General features: G+C 37.5%; 14 protein-coding genes and 3 tRNA genes. 12 read left to right on the plus strand and 5 right to left on the minus strand.

The annotated features are described in order from the left end of the window. The first annotated feature begins 59 nt into the window (after positions 1–59). From recC to BI291_RS16225, 11 genes are all read left to right on the plus strand, one after another. Complete coding sequence (gene recC / locus BI291_RS16175) at positions 60–3,404, plus strand: exodeoxyribonuclease V subunit gamma (RefSeq protein ID WP_074500163.1); 3,345 nt, start codon at positions 60–62, stop codon at positions 3,402–3,404. Next, the gene (gene recB / locus BI291_RS16180; protein ID WP_074500069.1) at positions 3,404–6,934 is read left to right on the plus strand and encodes an exodeoxyribonuclease V subunit beta; all 3,531 of its coding nucleotides are present in this window, start codon (positions 3,404–3,406) and stop codon (positions 6,932–6,934) included. Before recC ends, recB begins: the two co-directional genes overlap by 1 nt. After that, positions 6,935–8,863 (plus strand): exodeoxyribonuclease V subunit alpha, encoded by a 1,929-nt coding sequence (recD, locus tag BI291_RS16185; protein ID WP_074500072.1) that lies wholly within the window; start codon positions 6,935–6,937, stop codon positions 8,861–8,863. A gap of 1 nt (position 8,864) precedes the next feature. Continuing rightward, the gene (locus tag BI291_RS16190; RefSeq protein WP_074500074.1) at positions 8,865–9,425 is read left to right on the plus strand and encodes a DUF3087 family protein; all 561 of its coding nucleotides are present in this window, start codon (positions 8,865–8,867) and stop codon (positions 9,423–9,425) included. Further along, positions 9,422–9,802, plus strand: coding sequence for a VOC family protein (locus BI291_RS16195; protein WP_074500076.1), 381 nt, complete (start codon positions 9,422–9,424; stop codon positions 9,800–9,802). Before BI291_RS16190 ends, BI291_RS16195 begins: the two co-directional genes overlap by 4 nt. A 169-nt stretch (positions 9,803–9,971) precedes the next feature. After that, a complete protein-coding gene (locus BI291_RS16200) occupies positions 9,972–11,012 on the plus strand; it encodes an isoaspartyl peptidase/L-asparaginase family protein (RefSeq protein WP_074500078.1) in 1,041 nt (346 codons plus the stop codon). Further along, the gene (locus BI291_RS16205) at positions 11,005–11,481 is read left to right on the plus strand and encodes a CreA family protein (protein WP_074500081.1); all 477 of its coding nucleotides are present in this window, start codon (positions 11,005–11,007) and stop codon (positions 11,479–11,481) included. The genes BI291_RS16200 and BI291_RS16205 overlap by 8 nt, the downstream gene beginning before the upstream one ends. Positions 11,482–11,484: 3 nt before the next feature. Beyond that, a complete protein-coding gene (locus tag BI291_RS16210) occupies positions 11,485–12,261 on the plus strand; it encodes a hypothetical protein (RefSeq protein WP_074500083.1) in 777 nt (258 codons plus the stop codon). 80 nt (positions 12,262–12,341) lie between these two features. Further along, on the plus strand, positions 12,342–12,752 hold the full coding sequence (locus tag BI291_RS16215) for a CBS domain-containing protein (protein WP_074500086.1): 411 nt from the start codon (positions 12,342–12,344) through the stop codon (positions 12,750–12,752). A gap of 336 nt (positions 12,753–13,088) precedes the next feature. Next, entirely contained in the window at positions 13,089–16,964 is a 3,876-nt protein-coding gene (gene hrpA, locus BI291_RS16220; RefSeq protein ID WP_254849603.1) for an ATP-dependent RNA helicase HrpA, read from the plus strand. Positions 16,965–17,247: 283 nt separating this feature from the next. Next, positions 17,248–17,550: a PilZ domain-containing protein gene (locus BI291_RS16225; RefSeq protein WP_074500089.1), complete on the plus strand. Its 303-nt coding sequence runs from the start codon at positions 17,248–17,250 to the stop codon at positions 17,548–17,550. A 59-nt stretch (positions 17,551–17,609) separates the two neighbouring features. On the opposite strand, the gene BI291_RS16230 is transcribed toward BI291_RS16225, so the two are convergent. Beyond that, on the minus strand, positions 17,610–18,800 hold the full coding sequence (locus tag BI291_RS16230) for a class I SAM-dependent methyltransferase (RefSeq protein WP_074500091.1): 1,191 nt from the start codon (positions 18,798–18,800) through the stop codon (positions 17,610–17,612). A gap of 102 nt (positions 18,801–18,902) precedes the next feature. Between BI291_RS16230 and BI291_RS16235 the strand changes: the two genes are divergently transcribed. After that, a complete protein-coding gene (locus tag BI291_RS16235; RefSeq protein ID WP_074500093.1) occupies positions 18,903–19,172 on the plus strand; it encodes an acylphosphatase in 270 nt (89 codons plus the stop codon). A 90-nt stretch (positions 19,173–19,262) separates the two neighbouring features. Here the strand turns inward: BI291_RS16235 and BI291_RS16240 are convergent, their stop codons facing one another. The 4 genes from BI291_RS16240 to BI291_RS16255 form a co-directional block, all read right to left on the minus strand. Continuing rightward, positions 19,263–19,487, minus strand: coding sequence for a DUF1653 domain-containing protein (locus BI291_RS16240; protein WP_286272803.1), 225 nt, complete (start codon positions 19,485–19,487; stop codon positions 19,263–19,265). 510 nt (positions 19,488–19,997) lie between these two features. After that, a tRNA-Met gene (locus BI291_RS16245) sits at positions 19,998–20,074 on the minus strand. 285 nt (positions 20,075–20,359) lie between these two features. Next, positions 20,360–20,436, minus strand: a tRNA-Met gene (locus tag BI291_RS16250). Between the two features lie 222 nt (positions 20,437–20,658). After that, positions 20,659–20,735, minus strand: a tRNA-Met gene (locus BI291_RS16255). Positions 20,736–20,935: the final 200 nt, after the last annotated feature.

Below are 20,935 nucleotides of genomic sequence, written 5' to 3' on the forward strand. Positions count from 1 at the left end.
TTTCTTTGGTTGATATGATTAAATTCACCGTAAAGTAATACGCTTTAGTGGATGTCATTTTGATATACCTTTACCCGGCAAATAAAACGGAAAATTTATTGCTGTTAGCTAGTAAAATCCAAGAAGTTTCGCCTTTACCGTTGTTTTCACAAGACGTTTATATTGTACAAAATGCAGGTATGCAACACTGGTTGAGTATGTCTTTAGCTCAATCATCAGGCATAAGCTTTAATCATCAATATGCATTGCCAGCCCAGTTTTTGTGGAAATTAATGCGTGCTTTGGTATTGCCAAAACATATGATTGATCAAGATCCGTTCACTCGAGAAGCATTAAGTTGGCGAATTTATCAGTTGTTAGCGTCCAGTGAGATTATCGAAGATAGTGACTTTAGCTCGGTTACAGAATACTGGTTTAGCAATATATCTCAGCAAGATCCGTTAAAGCGCTATCAACTTTCTTGCCAAGTTGCTGATTTATATGAACAGTATTTAATTTATCGTCCTGATTGGTTAACTCAGTGGCAAAATAACGTAATACCTGATGAATTCAATCAAACGAGTACCTTAGCAAAAGATGAATGCTGGCAACGAAAGTTGTGGGCGATGTTAACTCGTACACAATCGTATGATCCAATTGCACTTGTTAATCATGCAATTTCTCAATTGCCTGAAAAATCTGACTTACTACCTAAACGTATTAGCTTCTTCGGCATAAATGCTATGGCACCCATTTGGTTATCCTTTCTGGAGCAAGTGAGCCAATATACACAAGTACATTTTTATCATCTCAATCCTTGTTTTGACTATTGGGGCGATATTGTTAGTGAAAAACAGGCTATCCAACAATTAAATAAATGGACAACTAACCTTGATCAGATGCATGAATCTGTGGGTAACCCTTTACTTGCTAATTTAGGGCAACAAGGACGAGAGTTTCTTTCCTTAATACAACAATATAGTACAGTTAGCATTGAGGCATTTGACCGAGATGACGCCCAAAATGATCTGACATTAACAGTGTTACAATCTATTCAACACGATATTCTAACCTTAACTGATAAACGGCAACAACCTGTAAACCAGCTCGATGACTCTATTGTGATCACTAGCGCTCACAGCGCTCTTCGTGAAGTTCAAGGTGTTCATGATTGGTTATTACACCAATTTAATAAGGATGATACGTTAACACCGAAAGATGTCTTGGTCATGTGTCCTCAAATTGAAGATTATGCGCCATATGTAAATGCTGTATTCGCCCAGGGCTGGCAAGATTATGAGAATGATGTGCCGCCGCTGCCGTGCTCCATTGCAGATCGTGTTGCAAAGAATTCAGACCCTTTAGTCATCGCTTTTACTGAAATGCTGTCTTTACCTGATAGTCGATTTCAAGTCAGTCAAATAGTTTCTTGGTTGCGATTAGCAGCATTGCAAAGCCGTTTTAAGTTACAGCCTGCTGATGTAGATAAAATGGCGTTATGGCTGGAAAAAAGTGCCATTCATTGGGGGTTAGATGCGCAACATAAGTCGCAAGTGCTTAACGTTGAAAATGCCTCTGCTCAATTTACTTGGCAAAACGGTTTTTCTCGCCTATTACAGGGCTTTGCTTATGGTGACAATGAAGTTATTTTCGATGAGCATTTATTGTTACCAGATATAGAAGGTCAAGACGCAGTATTACTCGGTTTGTTAATGGAGTTAATCGAACGGTTACAACAGTTTAGACAGGCGTTAAATCGAAGTAAAACGCCTGAAAAGTGGCATCTATTGTTGAGCGAGATGTTACTGGAATTTTTTGATGAAAGTCATGATAGTATTGCGCTAATTTCGACAGCCATTGATAACTTATTAACGTATACCAAACAAGGAAGTTTTGATGAAGACATTGAACTGAGTATCGTTAGAGAGTTTCTCACGGAACATTTTAGTCAACCTGATCCAGGTCGCCATTTTATGATAGGGCAAGTGACGTTTTGTTCTATGTTACCGATGCGTAGCATTCCCTTCAAAGTGATATGCATATTAGGGCTTAATGATGGTGACTTTCCACGTGTTAGAACACCGTTTGGTTTTGACTTGCTTTCTCAAGCAAAATCGCGAATCGGTGATCGGTCACGTCGGGGAGATGACAGGTATCTATTTTTAGAAGGGCTGTTATCAGCTAGGCAAGCATTATATTTAAGCTATCAAGGTCGTAGTATAAAAAATAATAAACAAAAACAACCCTCTATTGTACTCAATGAACTATGTGAATACTTGCATTTAGGTTACGGCTGGCAATGTTTTGCTGATCAAAACCAACATATTAGGCAGCTAGCTATGCATCCATATAGCCTGGCGAATTATGAAAATGAATATGCGAGTTTTGATGCTAATTGGTTTACATTAGGTCAAAAAGTCAGCATTGCTCAAGTAACAGAGCAGCAAGATTCAATGCCATTTAATATTCCTGAACAACCTGAAAAGTCACTTGAGAGCATTGATGTTAAGCAACTGCTTCGTTTTTTAGCTCATCCAAGTAAATACTTTGCAGAGCAACAATTAGGTTTGTTCTTAGCCCAACAAACCGTTGAATTATCAAACAGTGAACCGTTCGTTGCTGATCACATAAGTAAATACTTGCTTAAACAGCATGCGCTTATTGATTTATTGCAACACGCAACAAAAGATTTAACATCGGCTGAACAAGCGGTGTTATCTTACTGGCAGCAATACGCAGGGTTATCGGGTAAATTTGCAGATTCTTCAACAGGAAAAGAAGATATTGCTAAACTGCTTAATGATAGCGAAGCGCTCTATCATCATATTAATGAGACATTATTAGGTGAAGTTATCGAGCACGAGCTTCAAGTACCCGTTACAATAGCGCACTCATCTTTTAATCGCACGATAGATTTAACGCATCATGTGATGTCTAAAAACAATAAATTAATCGTAGTGAGAGCAAGTACGCCAAAAGCAAAAGATTATCTTCATTTATATTTTTCCTTGGCTTTATTGCAACAAGCACAGCAAACTGCTGAGAGCTCTGATGCTATTATGAATATTGATGCCAGCCAATGTACTGGCTATTTTTTTGATAACAAGGCACAAAAAATTATTACATTATCTTTATCTCATGTTGATTGGCAAACAATCACAAGGTTAATACTACATTTTATTCAAGGACAAAACGCAGCATATTTAACCAATGCAGATTTAGCATTAGCTATTGAAAATGCTAAAGTATTCGAACAACAGCAACTAGATAAATTATGGCAAGGTGACGCAAACAATCAAGGATTACACCAAGATCCATATCTACAATATTTTTGGCAGCAGTGCCCGGAACTATCATCATTCACACAATCAATTTTTGAGGTTTACGGCAATTTATTCTCTTTGTATACCAAGGAGAAAGTGTAATGTCAGCTATTGAGTTCTTACCCTTAATGGTGGCGAATATGCCCCTGAAAGGCCGTCATTTAATTGAAGCAAGCGCAGGAACAGGGAAAACGTTTAACATTACCCGGATTTATTTACGCTTGTTATTAGAGCGAAAACTTACTGTACAGCAAATATTGGTGATGACTTTCACCAAAGACGCAACAGAAGAGCTTCGAGGGAGAATTGATCAGTTTTTACGGACCACGTTAAACGAGTGGGAAGAGCTAATTTTATCTGATGATTTTTTTACTGAAATTGCCAAAATTACACCATCTAATGAAGTTAAGGCTTTATTAAAAAGGGCTTTATTATTTTTAGATGAAGCAGCAATCTATACAATACATGGCTTTTGTAAAACAGTGTTATCACAACACGCTTTTGCCACAGGCACTGCGTTTAACGCAAATCTAGAAGCCCAACAGCATGATATTATCACCTTAGCGATTGAAGATTGGTATCGAACTTTATCTATTAAAGAGCCAGATACGTTTGCATTAGTGAGCGAATTTTGGTTAACACCACAGGCGTTTTCACAGCAATTTAGTCGGCTAATAGGGTACCGTGAACCCATTGAAGTAAAAGAGCCTAGCGATGAAATTGCACAGTTTTGTCAATTAGCAATGCAAGCTCATAGCGATTTAATCACAGCCCAACCTTTTTTATTTGAACAGCTAGTAGATGCTAAACCCGCAAAAGAACAAGAAAGTAGAACATTAGAATTTACGCAATTACTTGATTGGTTAAAAGCCTGTAGTGACAATTACGAGTACAGTCAAGAAACAATGCCGACCAGTTTTTTTAACGGACGGCGCTTTGGGCGCTCAAAAGTTAAAGAGCAACTTGTTGAGATATTTTCAACCGTAAACCTTGTTAAGAAGCGTAAAGATTCGTTACTAAGTGATATTCGAAAACTGTATGCTTTAAAGGCAATTACTTCTGGGTTAGCAAACATTAATGAAAATGTTGTTGAGCAAAAAAGACAACAAAAAATGCTAAGTTTTGATGATTTGATCCAGTCATTAGCAGATACGCTAACAGATAGCAGTGCTGAACCCTTAATTCGTACACTGACGGCACAATATCCTTTTGCCCTTGTGGATGAGTTTCAAGACACTGATCAAGATCAATATCGTATTTTAAATGCGCTGTATCAAGATCAAGAAAACACCGGATTAGTAATGATCGGTGACCCTAAACAAGCAATATATGGTTTTAGGGGAGGCGATATTTTTACTTACATGGCGGCGCGTAAGGCAGCAACTTACCGGTGGCGTATGAACACAAACTGGCGTTCAACTAAGGCTATGATCACGGGTTACAATAGACTTTTTTATGGAAATGCTTTATCCGGCCAAGCTAAAGCTGTTTTTGGTTTTGGTATTGATTACAGTGTCGTAGATGCGTCGCCAAATCCTCGTTCAAGTATACTTAATTGCGAAAAAGCCTTGAATTTTATTCATTTTCCAACTGAAGATGATAAACCGGTTACTCAGTCTTTCAGACAATCGATGGCGAATTGGTGTGCCAATAAAATTATTTCTTTGCTGAAAGAGCAACCTGAATTGCGGGCTCAAGATATTGCTTTGTTAGTCCGTGATGGTGCGGAAGCACAAGAGATTAAACAGGCGTTGAAGCAGGCTGGATTGTCATCCGTTTACCTAAGTGATCGTACTAACCTTTGGCACAGCGAAGAAACCCAACACCTGATCCCATTATTAAAAGGTATATTAAACCCTGAAAGCGACCGTTATTTTTGTAGCGCTATGGCTAATCCATTATTAGCTATATCGCCTAGCGAATATTACAAAATTCGTGGTGATGACTTGCAATGGCAACAGTATAAACAGCTATTTATTGATTTAAAAGCTATTTGGGTATCACAAGGCTTTGTCACCATGGCATTGAAATTGATGCATACGTTAATAGCAATAAAAGGCCATGAAAGTGAACGGAGTTTAACAAATTTATTGCATTTATTTGAATTGTTACAAGCGAAAAGTCAGCAGTTAAGGCAACCAGATGAATTATTGCACTGGCTTGAGCAACAGTATCAACAAGAATTACCAGATCAAGAAACAGAACTTAGGTTAGAAAGTGAAGAAAATCTAATCAAAATAGTGACACAACATGGTGCTAAGGGATTAGAATATCCTGTTGTATTTATTCCTTTTAGTACTCGAGCTAAGAACCCGCTACGTTTCGGCACTAAAAATATACAAGCAATTACTTACCATGATGAAAATGAACATGCGCGAGTCACCCTGTCTGCAGACGAACAAGCATTAACTGCGATGGCTAATGAAGCTTATGCTGAGTCGATCCGTTTATTGTATGTGGCGGTTACTAGAGCTGAACAACATTGCTTTGTGCTTACAACATCATTTGATAAATATCATTTGTCACCACTAGGCAAGACCTTAATGTTATCCGCCAATGATGACTTATTAAATGCGATTACGCAGTTAGCTCATGAACAGCCTAATGAGATCACCGTGACGGTAGTTGAAGACATTTTAGTTGAGCACTATCAGCAAAAACAACTCGATGTAAAAAATGCTGAGGTTGCTAAATTCAAAGGCAATATAGAGCGAGATTGGTGGTTAACATCGTTTACCGCCTTAAATCGAAATTTACGTGATGTAGGGGTTTCGCAACCTGAACGTAATGATGATCCCCTAAATAGCCAAAGTGAATTACCCAATCAAGCACTTAATGTTGATCATCAAGGTCTATTAAGGTTTGCATTAACTAAAGGCGCAGTTGCAGGTAACCTATTACATGATATTTTAGAGCATGCTTCGTTTAAAGAGCCTAATTGGTCTGTTGATTGCCAGTGGCCATTGAATAAATACGGAGCGCTACCAGATGGCTTTGAACAAAACCATTTATATGATTGGCTTGATGATATTGTTGGTACTCCGTTAATTGAACAACAAACTATCGATAATTTTAGTTTATCGACAATAGACAATTCCCGCTGCTTAAAGGAAGTAGAGTTCTACTTCCCATTAGAAAGAGTCAGCACCAAAGCATTGACGAGTTTTTTGCTAAATCATCGAAAACAACAATGTCAGGTACATCTTATGCCCGAGATTCAACGACAGTTGTACTTACCAGCATTTAAGTCATTAAAAGGTATGATGCATGGTTTTATTGATTTAGTTTTTGAGCATCAAGGAAAATATTATGTCTGTGATTATAAATCAACGCATTTAGGGAACGACTTTAGTGACTATCTACCCTCTGCGTTACTTGGTGATATTCAACGTCATCATTATGATTTACAGTATTTGATTTATGCTGTGGCGTTACATAGGCACTTAAAAAAACAGCTTCCTAATTACCACCCAGATCAACATTTTGGCGGAATTTTGTATTTGTATCTTCGTGGTATGCAGCCCGAACAAGGTACCTCTGGAGTTTTCTATACATCGATATCTTCATTATTATTGACCCAACTAGATTCGCTTTTTGATAGCCAATTTGTCGAGTTAGGAGTAAACACATAAATGTTGAGTGTTAACGTTAAGCAGCATACTGACTTTAAAGCACCATATAGTTCGGTAACGCATGCTAAAAATCATTTATATGCGATAGAATCGATAGATTACTTTTTGGCTGTGCAGTTAACACCTGTGTTAGCAATGAGATTTGATGAAAATAGGCCATTAAGCAATGAAAACATAGCAGAAATATTTCATTTACTTATTGCATTGAGTCAAGCATTACGTAGTGGCCATACTTGTTTGCCTTTAAACCACGTTGCTACGCGCTTTCTATTTCGTTTTGCAGATAAACAAGGTGTTATTACTCATCAAGGGTATCATTTTACTTCAATTACAGCGCTTATTGAGTTGCTAACTCAGTGTAATAATTTAGCCTCAGGCGAATTACCCATTGTGTTAAGTAAAGAAAATTTATATTTAAGACGTTATTATTGTTTTGAGCGACAAGTTATTGAATATTTACATTCAGTGAATCGCCAACAAACAGCGTTAAGCGCCAGTAAACTGAAGATAATAGAAAATACGCTTGCACAATTGTTTGTTGAAAGTCACCAAGGCACTCAAGCGGTAAATACAATAGATTGGCAAGAAGTTGCAGTTGCTAATGCGTTAACTAAACATTTCAGCATTATTGCTGGAGGACCTGGTACCGGTAAAACTTATACCGTTACTAAATTACTTGCAGCCTTGGTTATGCTAGCTCAGCAAATACCTTTAAAAATCGCGCTAACAGCACCTACAGGCAAGGCAGCTCAACGTTTGTCTGAGTCGATTAATAAAGCACTTTCTGGGTTTAGTGAAAGCATATCTGCGGACATATTAGCTAAAATTCCAACAAAGGCACAAACCCTACATCGTTTATTAGGGGTAATTCCACATTCACCAAACTTTAAACATCATCAACAAAACAAACTGTCGGTAGATGTCTTGTTGATTGATGAAGTGTCAATGGTCGATTTACCAATGATGGCTAGGGTCATACGTGCTTTACCTGAAGGTTGCCGTGTAATTTTATTGGGTGATGCTCAACAATTACCTTCAGTTGCAGCAGGCAGTCTATTATCCGATTTAGCACCAATCTCTACAGCTGTTTATAGTAAAGAAAATGCAACGTATTTAATGCAGGTTACAGGTAGTGAAAGTCTATGTAGCCATAAAACACAATTCGTTGATCATGTTACTTACTTAACACATAGTCGCCGCTTCTCTAGCGAAGGGGGGATTGGACAGTTAGCAGCTCAGGTGATTAATGGGCAAGCAGAACTAAGCTGGCAGTTGATCAATCAACAAGTAGATGAAAAAGCAAGCGAACTTGTAAGATGTTCGTACCAACATATTCAGTCTATCTTTCAACAAGCTGTCGAGTATTACCGTCAAGTAATGCGAAGTGAATCGGTTGAACAAGCTTTTAGTGTATTGGCTGATTTTCGTATTTTAACGGCCATGCGTGTGGGTCCGCTAGGTGTTGATGACATCAATGACACGATTGATGAACGACTTCGTGCTGAAGTGCCAGCGCAGCAGTTATCTGGTGCACTTTATCAAGGTAAACCTATTATGATCACAACCAATGATTACACACTTGGTTTATATAATGGCGATATTGGTATTGTTTGGCCTAACGAGCTTAGACAACTTGTTGTATTTTTTGAAAATGAAGAAGGGGGCTTTTCACAATATATACCTTCTCGTTTACCCGCTTTTGATAAGGTTTATGCGATGACAATTCATAAAACACAAGGTAGCGAGTTTACCAATGTTGTTATGGTATTACCTGAACGGGCTGAAAATCAGTTATTATCCCGTGAGCTTGTTTATACAGGCATTACACGAGCAAAATCACATCTAACCCTTGTTACCAACAAAGAAAGTTGGTTTAACGCTATTGAAGCAAAGGTAACAAGATTTTCTGGAATTAAATTAATAGATTAATATGCAGTTACAAAATATTGACAAAACATTATACCGCCAGCGTTTAAATCGCATTATCATCAGTTTTATTTTAAGCCTCACATTGTTATCGTTATTGTTCGGCTCACTGTTTATTAGTGTCTTTAGTGATAATAGCATTAACTTTGAAATGGCTAATAATACTGATGCACCAAGTAATTTTTCTTATAACTTAGCCGGTGTTATCTGTGCACTAGTAGTATGTGCTGCATTACTGCATCGGTTAAGAAAAACAGCTTATTTTCATCAGGTATACTATGTGTGGCAGTTAAAACAACTACATAACAAGATTTATCGTAAACTAAATATTATTAATAACATGGCGATGGAAAATGGTGATCACCAAGCGTTAATAATACTCAACTTTTATTATCAAAGTTTAAAACAAGTTTACCAACTTGATGATAATACACTGACCATGTCGTCTGTGAATCAAAAACATCAAGCAGTGAAAGAAAAGGCAGAACAGCAGCAGTTGCAATTGGATAAAGAACAATTTACTGAAAACATGTTAAAAGACATTACTCAAGGAGAAGAAGAATGATTGGTTATGTAACTTTAGGTACGAATGATCTACCGCGCTCAGTGTCGTTTTACGATGAATTATTATCGGTGATAGGTGCAGGGCGTTTTATGGAAACCGACCGGTTTGTTGTTTGGGCAACAGCGCCAGATAAAGCAGGTTTAAGTGTAACTTTACCTCATGATGAAAAAGCTGCCACTGTTGGTAATGGTGTGATGGTGGCTTTAGAAATGAATTCAAATGAGCAAGTTGATGCACTTTACAATAAAGCGATAGCATTGGGTGCTACCTGTGAAGGAGTACCAGGGCCAAGAGAATTTGATGGTTTTTATGCGGCTTATTTTAGAGATTTAGACGGTAATAAACTGAACGCTTTTCATTTCGTACAACCAAAATAAACTGAACGCTTTTCATTTCGTACAACCAAAATAAACTGATAAACTTCAAATAAAAGAGGTAAAGTTGATTACCTCTTTTAAATCTTTGCTACTCGCTGTATTGTTATCTGAACCTTTAAATCGATACGAGTTATTTTTGTATTGCTAACTACACGATAATAATAAGCTTATGAGAATTTTTACTGCCTTAAATTTAACCACACTGGCAATTTGCCTATCATTAACTCCCCAATCAAAAGCCGAGGAAGAGGCGAAATTTGCTATTGCTATCCACGGTGGTGCTGGCGCTATCAGTCAAAAGAAAATGACCCCAAAAGTCAGAGCACAGTATGATGCTAAGCTTACTGAAGCAGTCAATACTGGTTACGCGTTACTTGAAAAGGGTGCTTCTAGCGAGCAAGCCATTATCGCAGCTATTCAAATTATGGAAGAGTCGCCGCTGTTTAATGCCGGTAAAGGTGCGGTTTATACTTATGATGAACACCATGAGCTTGACGCTTCAATTATGGACGGTAAAACATTAAATGCTGGTGCCGTTAGCGGCGTTAAAACAGTCAAAAGTCCGATAGCGTTAGCACAATCTGTTATGAACAACTCTGTACATGTCATGTTAAGTGGCGAAGGAGCGGAAGCTTTTGCTAAACAAGAAAACCTAGCATTAGTAGAGAACCAATACTTTAATACTGAAAGACGTTATAAATCGTTACTACGTGCGAAAAAGAAATTACAACAAAAAGCACAGGAACTGAAAGATTATCAAGCTGCACACCAAACATTAGATGTAGAATATAAAGTAGGCACCGTCGGCGCTGTTGCGTTGGATAAAAACGGAAACCTAGCCGCAGGTACTTCTACTGGCGGTATGACTGCGAAACGATTCGGACGCATTGGTGACGCACCTATTATTGGAGCTGGTACTTATGCCAATAATAACAGTTGTGCGGTTTCTGCTACAGGCCATGGTGAGTATTTTATTCGCTACCACGTTGCCGCAGATATTTGTGCCCGAATGGAATATCAGAATATTTCAGTTGAACAAGCTGCCGATACGGTGATTAATAAAGTGCTTGTTAAGGCTGGTGGAACAGGTGGTGTTATTGTTATTGATAAACACGGCAATATTACGATGCCATTTAATACAGAAGGAATGTACCGTGCAAGTCGTTCTTCTACTAGTAAAATTAACGTAGCGATTTTTAGAAATGAATAAACTATTCCTATGCATACCAATGCTTTTATTAGCAGGCTGCTCTGACGATGTTGGTAAAGTAAGTTTAGGCTTATTTACCACGAAAGATGTGGTTATTGAAGCTAAAAAAGACCCGAAAATACCTGGCGTTACTTGCCACATTAGTCATGTTGAAGCTGACTTAGATTTTGCAGATCCCTCCGATATGAGTATTGCTTGTCGGCAAACGGGTGTGATAACGGCAGCGCAAATTGTGCAAATAGATCGTTCTAAAAATGGTGAAATTGTCTTTAAACAATCTAAAAGTATTTTATTTAAAAGTTTAAAGGTACGTCGTATTTTTGATGAAGAAAACCAAACATTAATATATTTATCGTACTCAACCAAAGAATCTAGTGGCAGCCATCACCATTCTATTTCGACGGTTCCTTTGTTCGGTAGCCAAGCATTGCAAGCTGGGTCATTGCCAAGTAGAACATTGAATAATTAATGTATGTTTAACTTCATTTTTTCCCGTAAACCACTGATTGATTCAGAGACTCAACAATGGTTATTTTCGTGTGTTGAATGGGCAATAAGCACTTTTGAACAGCAATACTTTACGGATCACACCGAACTTATATTACCCACGAATAAATTTTACCCCGGTAGAGTTGCAAGTGTTGAACAGATGGCGCGAACAATTTTTGAAAATACTAAAAGCTATTGTGGCTTATCCAATTGGCCTTTTATGTTGAAGCCTTTTCAATATAAAACGCAACAACAATTACCTCATTTAACTATCACCGGTTCCTTAAGAGGTGAGCAGTGTAAGGTAATAGCCAATGATGAATCATCCCTAATTGAAGTTGGGTATCTAGCAGCACAAATTAATCAACCGCAAGATATGATTGCCACTTACGTTCAGCAATTTGCTAGTGTCTTGGTGTTATCTGCGAAAGTGTTACCTCCTGGAGGTAAGCCTATGATACCGCAAGCAATTGATGTATTAGCATGTGTGATGGGCTTTGGTGTTATGTTTACAAATACAGCTTATCAATTTAAAGGGGGGTGTGGTTCATGTTATAACCCTCGGGCAAATCGTCAAGTAGCGTTACCTGAAAACGATATGCTTTACGCCCTTGCTATATTTTGTGTGCTTAAAAATGAACACTATAAGAATGTAACCCCACATTTGAAAAAACATTTACGGTCTTCATACAAAAAAATGTTTAAACAAGTACAACTACTTCAAAGTAGTTCTGAAAAAAATATTTTGACAATCGCATGATAATCTTGGGAATTATTACCGATTAGGTCTACGCTTAAAAAGAACAGACAATAATAGCAAAGTAATAAAAAGGCAAATGCATGGAATCATTACAAGTTAAAGACTATATGAACTATTATCCTGTCACATTTACACCTGACATGGTTATAGAAGAAGCATCACTTAGGTTTTTGAAAACAAAACAAATAGGTGGTCCAGTTGTTAATGATAAAAATCATTTAGTAGGGTTTCTTTCTGAAAGCGACATCATGCGAAAAATGATGGAGTCGAGTTATTATAGTGAACATATTGCAGATGTTGCACAACTTATGCGTACTGAAGTGTTATCAGTAAAGCCTTATGACAGTGTGCTTGAGTTAGCACAAAAAATGTTAGGAAATAAACCTAAGGTGTATCCAGTAGTTGACGACGATGGTCATTTATTAGGAACAATCTGTCGTAATGATGTATTAATGGCGATGGATAAACACTTACGTATAAAGTTTAAGTAGCTAAATAGGTGAGTTGAGCTTCGGCGTGTGTTTTTCTGTATTGTTTCATGACTTACAAAGCTTCCATGGTTATTGTGTAATTGATCTTCACAAAGCAGGCTAACACGTTAAAAACGAATCAACATGCTGATCAATAAGTTCAACTCAATACTTGTCTACATTAACAAAGTTAAAGGTTCAACGTGTTCTAGTATTGGTATTGCTACACATAATTGATAAAATAAGCGTTTTAAACGTTGTTTTGAGCCTATTTTGCCTTCCGAAAATTCACACAGTACATTAACTACAACTATTAACACTGGCGATGCTCCTACCATAGCAAAATTAAATGCATTACTGTCTGATGTTAGACGGGCCGATATTGGTCTGTTCAAAAAACGATTAGCTGGTCTTGCTAAAATATCGGATGTGGGAAAAAAGCAAAAAGTCCTTGGCCAAATAGCTGATCAAATTGACAATTCAATTGCAAAAAAACAACATAAACTTAATCGTAAACTTTCGATATCTTACCCGGAAGGGTTGCCAGTATCACAAAGTGTTGAACGCATATCTAAAGCAATAGATGAAAACCAAGTGGTAATTATTGCTGGTGAAACAGGCTCAGGTAAAACCACTCAAATTCCAAAAATTTGTATGGCTTTGGGGCGCGGAATTGAAGGTATGATAGGCCACACACAACCGCGAAGAATTGCTGCTCGCACTGTAGCAACGCGAATCGCTGAAGAGTTAAACACACCCTTAGGTGATGTTATTGGCTATAAAGTACGCTTTACTGATCAAGTCAGCGATAACAGTTACGTCAAGCTAATGACTGATGGTATCTTGTTAGCTGAAATGCAACGTGATCGTTTATTAAGACAATACGATACAATTATCATCGACGAAGCACACGAGCGAAGTCTTAACATTGATTTTTTATTGGGTTACTTACGTCAAATTCTAAATAAACGACCTGATTTAAAAATTATTATTACCTCTGCAACGATTGACCCTGAGAGATTCGCTAAGCATTTTCAACAAGATAACAAAAAGCCAGTTCCAATCATCGAAGTATCAGGACGAACATTTCCCGTTGAAATGCGTTACCGGCCGTTAAATGAGCACAATGAAAGTTCAGATGTGATCACTGGCATTATTCAAGCTGTTGAAGAATTATCAGAACTTCCATTAGGTGATATTTTGGTTTTTCTTAACGGTGAACGAGAAATACGTGATACAGCAAGCGCTTTAGAAAAAGAACATTTAGCACATACCCAAATTTTGCCACTTTATTCTCGTTTAACGGTGCAAGAGCAAAACCGAATCTTTCAGCGCCATACCGGCAGAAATATTGTACTTGCAACTAATGTAGCAGAAACATCGCTCACGGTGCCTGGAATTAAGTATGTTATTGACCCAGGTACGGCGAGAATATCTCGCTATAGCTATCGAACTAAAGTGCAACGACTTCCAATCGAGCCGATTTCACAAGCCAGCGCGAACCAACGAGCAGGTCGTTGTGGTCGTGTATCTGAAGGGGTTTGTATACGGCTATATGCTGAAGATGATTTTCTTAATCGCGATGAATTCACAGATCCTGAAATATTACGTACTAACCTCGCTACTGTTATTTTACAAATGCTAGCGTTAGATCTTGGCCATATTGATCAATTTCCATTTGTTCAATCACCTGATAACCGAACAGTAAAAGATGGCGTTAGGTTACTTGAAGAACTCGCTGCTATTCAAGTAAACCATGGTAAAACACAGCTGACAATTAGCGGCCGACAACTTGCTAGATTTCCAGTTGATCCTCGTTTAGCAAAAATGATTTTAACGGCTATTCAATATGGCTGTATTGAAGAGATATTTATTATTGTCAGTGCGTTAAGTATTCAAGATCCACGAGAACGACCTCATGAAAAGCAGCAAGCAGCAGATGAAAAACATAGTCGTTTTAAAGTGAAAGAATCAGACTTTTTTAGCTTTTTACTACTTTGGCAATATATTAATGAACAACAAAAGTTACTCACTAACAATCAGTTTCGTAAACTTTGCCAAAAAGAATATCTTTCATATATCCGTATAAGAGAATGGCAAGACATTTATCATCAACTATCGATGACGTTAAAAGAGCAAAAAATTGCTCTGACAACCACTGGTTGGTCAAAGGATAATGACTCATCAGGAGATCTTATTCATCAAGCTATATTGTCAGGCTTACTAAGTCACTTAGGTCAACTGGATGAAAACCGAGAATACAAAGGGGCGAGAAACACTCGATTTTATGTTTTTCCTGGCTCTAATTTAGCTAAGAAAACACCTAAGTGGTTAATGGCAACGGAGTTAGTAGAAACGAGTAGACTTTTTGCCCGAGTTGTTGCAAAAATTGACCCTGCATGGGTTGAAAGTCTGTCCGAACACCTGGTTAAACGAAATTATAGTGAGCCACATTGGGAGCGTAAGCAAGGCGCTGTGATGGCGTATGAACAAGTTACACTCTATGGTTTAGTGTTAGTTGCAAAACGTAAAGTTGTGTTCAATAAAATTGAACCAAGTACTTGTCGAGAAATTTTTATTCGGGAGGCATTGGTTAATGGTGACGCCAATATTCAGGAACCATTCTTTCAGCGCAATAGAGACTTAATTAAAGATATTGAAAAGTTAGAACAAAAAGCCCGGCGTAAAGACTTTCTCGTAGATGAAGAGTTACTTTGTCAATTTTATCATGAAAAGTTACCTGAACAGGTGGTTTGTCAACGTAGCTTTCTAGCATGGTGGAAAAACCAAAAACAACAAACGCCTAAATTACTCGATTTTACCAAAGCTTTTTTATTAAATGAAAACAGTGAAAAACTGTCAAAAGCGGATTACCCAGACGTATGGCAGCAAGGAAACTTTACCTTACCGCTAAGTTACCATTTTAAGCCTGGTGATGAAGATGATGGGGTTAGTGTACATATTCCGATAGGGGTATTAAATCAGGTGACCGATCAGGGTTTTGATTGGCAAATACCTGCGTTGCGATATGAGCTTATCATCTCTCTTATTAAAGCATTACCTAAAAGTGTTCGACGTAATTATGTTCCTGCGCCTAATTATGCTCAGGCGTGTTTTGATGCACTTTCACCAAGCGAACTTACGTTACAGCAAGCAATGGAAAAGCAGTTATTACGTATGACAGGTGTTCGTATTCCAGAAGATGCGTGGGGGAAAATTGAACTACCTGTTCATTTACAAATGAATTTTAAAGTCATCAGTGAAAAAAATAAACTTATTGCTCAAGGCCGTAATCTCATTGCATTACAAGAACGTTTACAAGGGAAAGTAAAAGCATCTATTAAGAAAGTAGCAGATAAAGGCATTGAACGAGCAGATATTAAAACATGGGATTTTGAATCAATACCAGAGCATTATGAAAAGAAAGTTGCTAATTTAGCGATAAAGGCATATCCAGCATTAGTGGATCACAATAATACCGTTGCTATTGAACTCTTTGAGCATAAACCTTTAGCAGATAAAGCGATGCATTTTGGTGTAGCGAGATTGGTATTATTGAATATTCCATCACCCATTAAGTATTTACAAGAGAAGCTGCCAAATAAGTCAAAGCTAGGTTTGTATTTTAATCCTTTTGGTTCAATTTCAGAGCTTTTAAATGACTGCATTATTGCGTCTTGTCAACAGTTGATCCAACAACAGGGTGATTATCCGAGAGATAAAGTAGCGTTTGAACAAGTAAAAGAATTTGTTCGTGCAGAACTAGCTGATTCGGTTTTAGCACTCGCTATTCAAGTTGAGCGGGTATTGAGTTTAGCACATGAGATCAACAAAAAATTGAAGGGCAATGTCCCTTTAAATATGATTCAAGCGCATGGAGATGTTAAAAGTCATCTTGGATCATTAGTCTATAAAGGGTTTGTAACAGCGACAGGGTATCAACGGATCTCAGATATTGAAAGATATTTAAAAGCATTAGCGCGTCGTTTAGAAAAACTTGCTATTGATCCAAACCAAGATAGATTGAAAGTAATCGAAATAGAAAAAATATACGCTTTATATCAAGATGCCCTAAGTAAACATAAACATGATCTTACTCTCATTGAGCAATTAGAAGGCGTTAGGTGGATGATAGAAGAATTACGGGTTTCACTTTTCGCTCAAAATTTAGGCACGCCGTACCCTATATCTGCAAAGCGAATTAAAAGCCACATTAATCAATTGTTAAAATAACCTCGCTATTTTGTCATTTGACATGGCTTTTTTGCTTGCGTATAAAGAGTAAAGGATCGGGGCTGCTGATCTTTCGAGATTAAATGTTGTTGGACCCAAAGGGCAGCATATTTGTCATTTAAACGTCGTTATTGCTTTTCTTGTGGAATAACCGCACATTAATCGCAATGCCTTGTCTAAATACTAGTAAACTGCTGCAAAAATAAATGCGCAAGATCAACAGGCCGTCTAAAAAGAGCGATAGGCAGCAAACTCATAAATGTAGATTTGGTGGAGCAGTATAATGGTTGTAAGTTACGATGATAAACGTGATTTCTATCGAATGATGCTAAATAGTGATGTAACAGTTACTATTATCGACGATGAAGCAAACAGTACTATTTTAGCGACATGTCGAGATTTGAGTGCAACTGGGATGGCAATAGAAATGGCACATCCAATCGAGCTTAATACAGACGTACGCGTTAATATGGAATCTTCAGGTAGTAATGTTCAGCCTTTAGATGTTAGTGGTAAAGTTGTTCGTGTAGAGGAAGAGTCCGCTGATAACTACTTAATTGGTATTAATATCTCTGAAATTGATTAGAACATATTACGTATAATATGCTCTAACGATAAGTTTGACGTTTATACGTTTAATGCAGTTCAACTTACTTGGCAAACTAACCCTTTTAAGTAATAGCCTTCTGGATAATTACTGGCAATAGGGTGATCTGCCGCTTGCATTGTTCGTTCGATAAAATGAACAGTTTTTCCTGCGTCTAAGGCGGCATCAGCAACAACTTTTTGAAATAACCCCACCTCTAGCAGTCCTGAGCATGAAAAGGTTAACAATAAGCCACCGGGGTTAAGTAATTGCATTGCAATCATATTAATGTCTTTATATCCGCGACAAGCTGATGTTAACTGTGCTTTAGAATCAACGAATTTTGGCGGATCTAAAATGATCATATCAAATTTCGTATTTTCTTTTTTATATTGACGAAGTAGTTTGAATACATCCTCTTTAACATAATTTACTTTGCAGTCTGATAAACCATTAAGTGCTATATTCTCTTTTGCTAAATCAAGAGCTTGCTGGGAAACATCAACATTTGTCACTTCTTTAGCGTTATTTGCCGCACAGTGTAGTGCAAATGTTCCGGTGTAAGAAAAGCAATTAAGCACTGTTTTTCCTGAAGAGTATTTTCCTGCAAGTGCACGCGCATCACGTTGATCTAGATAGAATCCAGTTTTATGGCCTTTAGCAACATCAACATGAATTTTTAATCCGTGTTCTTCAATTATCGTAGCGGTAGAGTCTTGCGCTTCTGTTAACCAACCCGTGACTGGTGCTAAGCCTTCTTTTTTACGTACATCAACATCTGAACGTTCATAAATATGACAATCTGGAAACAATTGTTGTAACACATTAACTAACGTATAACGTTGGGATTCAGCGCCAGCACTTAGTAACTGACAAACGATTAAATTATTGTACTTGTCAATCGTAATCCCTGGTAAACCATCTGACTCGCCTGCAATTAATCGGTAGCCTGTTAGGCCATCGCGATTAATGAACCATTGACGCCTAGTTAGCGCATCTTGAATTTTTTTGTAAAAAAATGATTGATCAATATCTTCATTTTCAATAAAAGACCATACTCGAATACTTATTTGTGATTCTGGTGAATATGCGCCCTTAGCTAACCATTTTCCTTTGTTATCAAGGATATCTACAGTATCGCCTAGCATGGGTTTACCTTTGATTTTGTTTATCGCTTTAGAGAATATCCATGGGTGTTTTCTTTTTAATGATTTTTCTCGTCCATCTTTTAAATAAATTCTTGCTGACATTCTATACTTAACCATAGCGATAAAAATTGCGCCGAGTTTAGTCAATCATTGTATAAGGTGCAATTAAAGAATTTATAATTTCAATAATTGAGGGATGAATTTATGAATGTAAGTTACCTTGCTCATGTAAGCGGATTAGTGCAGGGCGTTTATTTTCGCGCGTCGAGCCAACAAATGGCAATAGAATATGGGTTAAGCGGTTATGCACATAATTTGGCAGATGGCGAAGTAGAGATTTTATTATGTGGAGAAGAAGAAAACGTTGATAAAATGCTAGATTGGTTAAATACAGGTCCGCCACAAGCAAAAGTAATTGCTGTTAAGACCAAAAAAGTACCTTGGCAGCAGTATAATCATTTTTCGATAGGTTAGTAGAAATCTTATAAACAAAAGTAATGGAGCACAGTTATTAGCAGTTTACTCCATTACTTTAATTGTAAACACTCAACAGATGTAACGCTGTTAATTCGTAGATGCTGCTATGTATTGAAAACGCTTCATTGTTACACCATTTCTTTCTATGGTTTCGTCAAACATTGATAATGGCCTTATCCAAATACCTTTTTCACCATATTCTGGTTGATATACCACATGCAATTCTTCCGTTTCACTATGTTTTGCAATGTGGAGAACTTGATAATAGTTCCCTTTAAAATGTTGGTAACGACCGATAGGAATAGTCATCATAGGCCTTATTTAAGTGTGAATAAAATAGAGCTTTATTTTAACAGTGCATAATAGGGGAGGCGACTAAAATTAACTATTCTTTTAAAAGTGCTTATACCAATTGAAAAATATATTTGGCTACTTTAGGAAAGCCTTTATTTTTTGAAGAGAGTGAACTGACGACCTAAGGTCGTACATTCCGTTTAAGCTTTATTTTAATTCTAAACTTAGTAAAGAATTGGTTGCGGGAGCCACTATTTTTGAAGAGAGTGAACTGACGACCTAAGGTCGCACATCCCGTTTAAGCTTTATTTTAATTCTAAACTTAGTAAAGAATTGGTTGCGGGAGCCACTTTTATGAAGAGAGTGAACTGACGACCTAAGGTCGTACATATCGGTTAAGGTCTATTTTAATTTTAAACTGAGTAAAGAATTGGTTGCGGGAGCCACTTTTTTGAAGAGAGTGACTTGACGACCTAAGGTCGTACATATCGGTTAAGGTCTATTTTAATTTTAAACTGAGTAAAGAATTGGTTGCGGGAGCCAGATTTGAACTGACGACCTTCGGGTTATGAGCCCGACGAGCTACCAGGCTGCTCCATCCCGCGTCCGAATGACTTGATAAGAACTTATCAAGAAAGCCTATAACTGTTTGATTCTGTTATAAAAGAATTACATTTTTAAACTTTGTAAAAAGTTGGTTGCGGGAGCCACTATTTTGAAGAGAGTGAACTGACGACCTAAGGTCGTACATCCCATTTAAGCTTTATTTTAATTCTAAACTTAATAAAGAATTGGTTGCGGGAGCCACTATTTTTGAAGAGAGTGAACTGACGACCTAAGGTCGTACATCCCGTTTAAGCTTTATTTTAATTCTAAACTTAGTAAAGAATTGGTTGCGGGAGCCAGATTTGAACTGACGACCTTCGGGTTATGAGCCCGACGAGCTACCAGGCTGCTCCATCCCGCGTCCGAATGACCTACAAAAAGTAGGAAAGCCAAGTTGTTTTGATTCAAACTTAAGAAAGGAACTGACGACCTAAGGTCGTACATCCCATTTAAGCTTTATTTTAATTCTAAACTTAGTAAAGAATTGGTTGCGGGAGCCACTATTTTTGAAGAGAGTGAACTGACGACCTAAGGTCGTACATCCCATTTAAGCTTTATTTTAATTCTAAACTTAGTAAAGAATTGGTTGCGGGAGCCAGATTTGAACTGACGACCTTCGGGTTATGAGCCCGACGAGCTACCAGGCTGCTCCATCCCGCGCCTGTATCTTCCAACCTTGTTGAAAGCGAGGCGTATGTTAGTGATACTTGGTTGAGAATGCAAGGCGTTTTCGTAATTTTTTTTCTGTTCGTACGTTAGTTAAGCAACTCGTTCTTTTTTTCTTCTTTTATCACCCCCTTTAACTGAAAAGCACTATTCGTATCTATGCTTATTGTTTATAATTGCGCTCTACTCTCATT

The sequence above is a fragment of the Thalassotalea sp. PP2-459 genome, from assembly GCF_001913705.1.
Lineage (GTDB): Bacteria > Pseudomonadota > Gammaproteobacteria > Enterobacterales > Alteromonadaceae > Thalassotalea_C > Thalassotalea_C hakodatensis.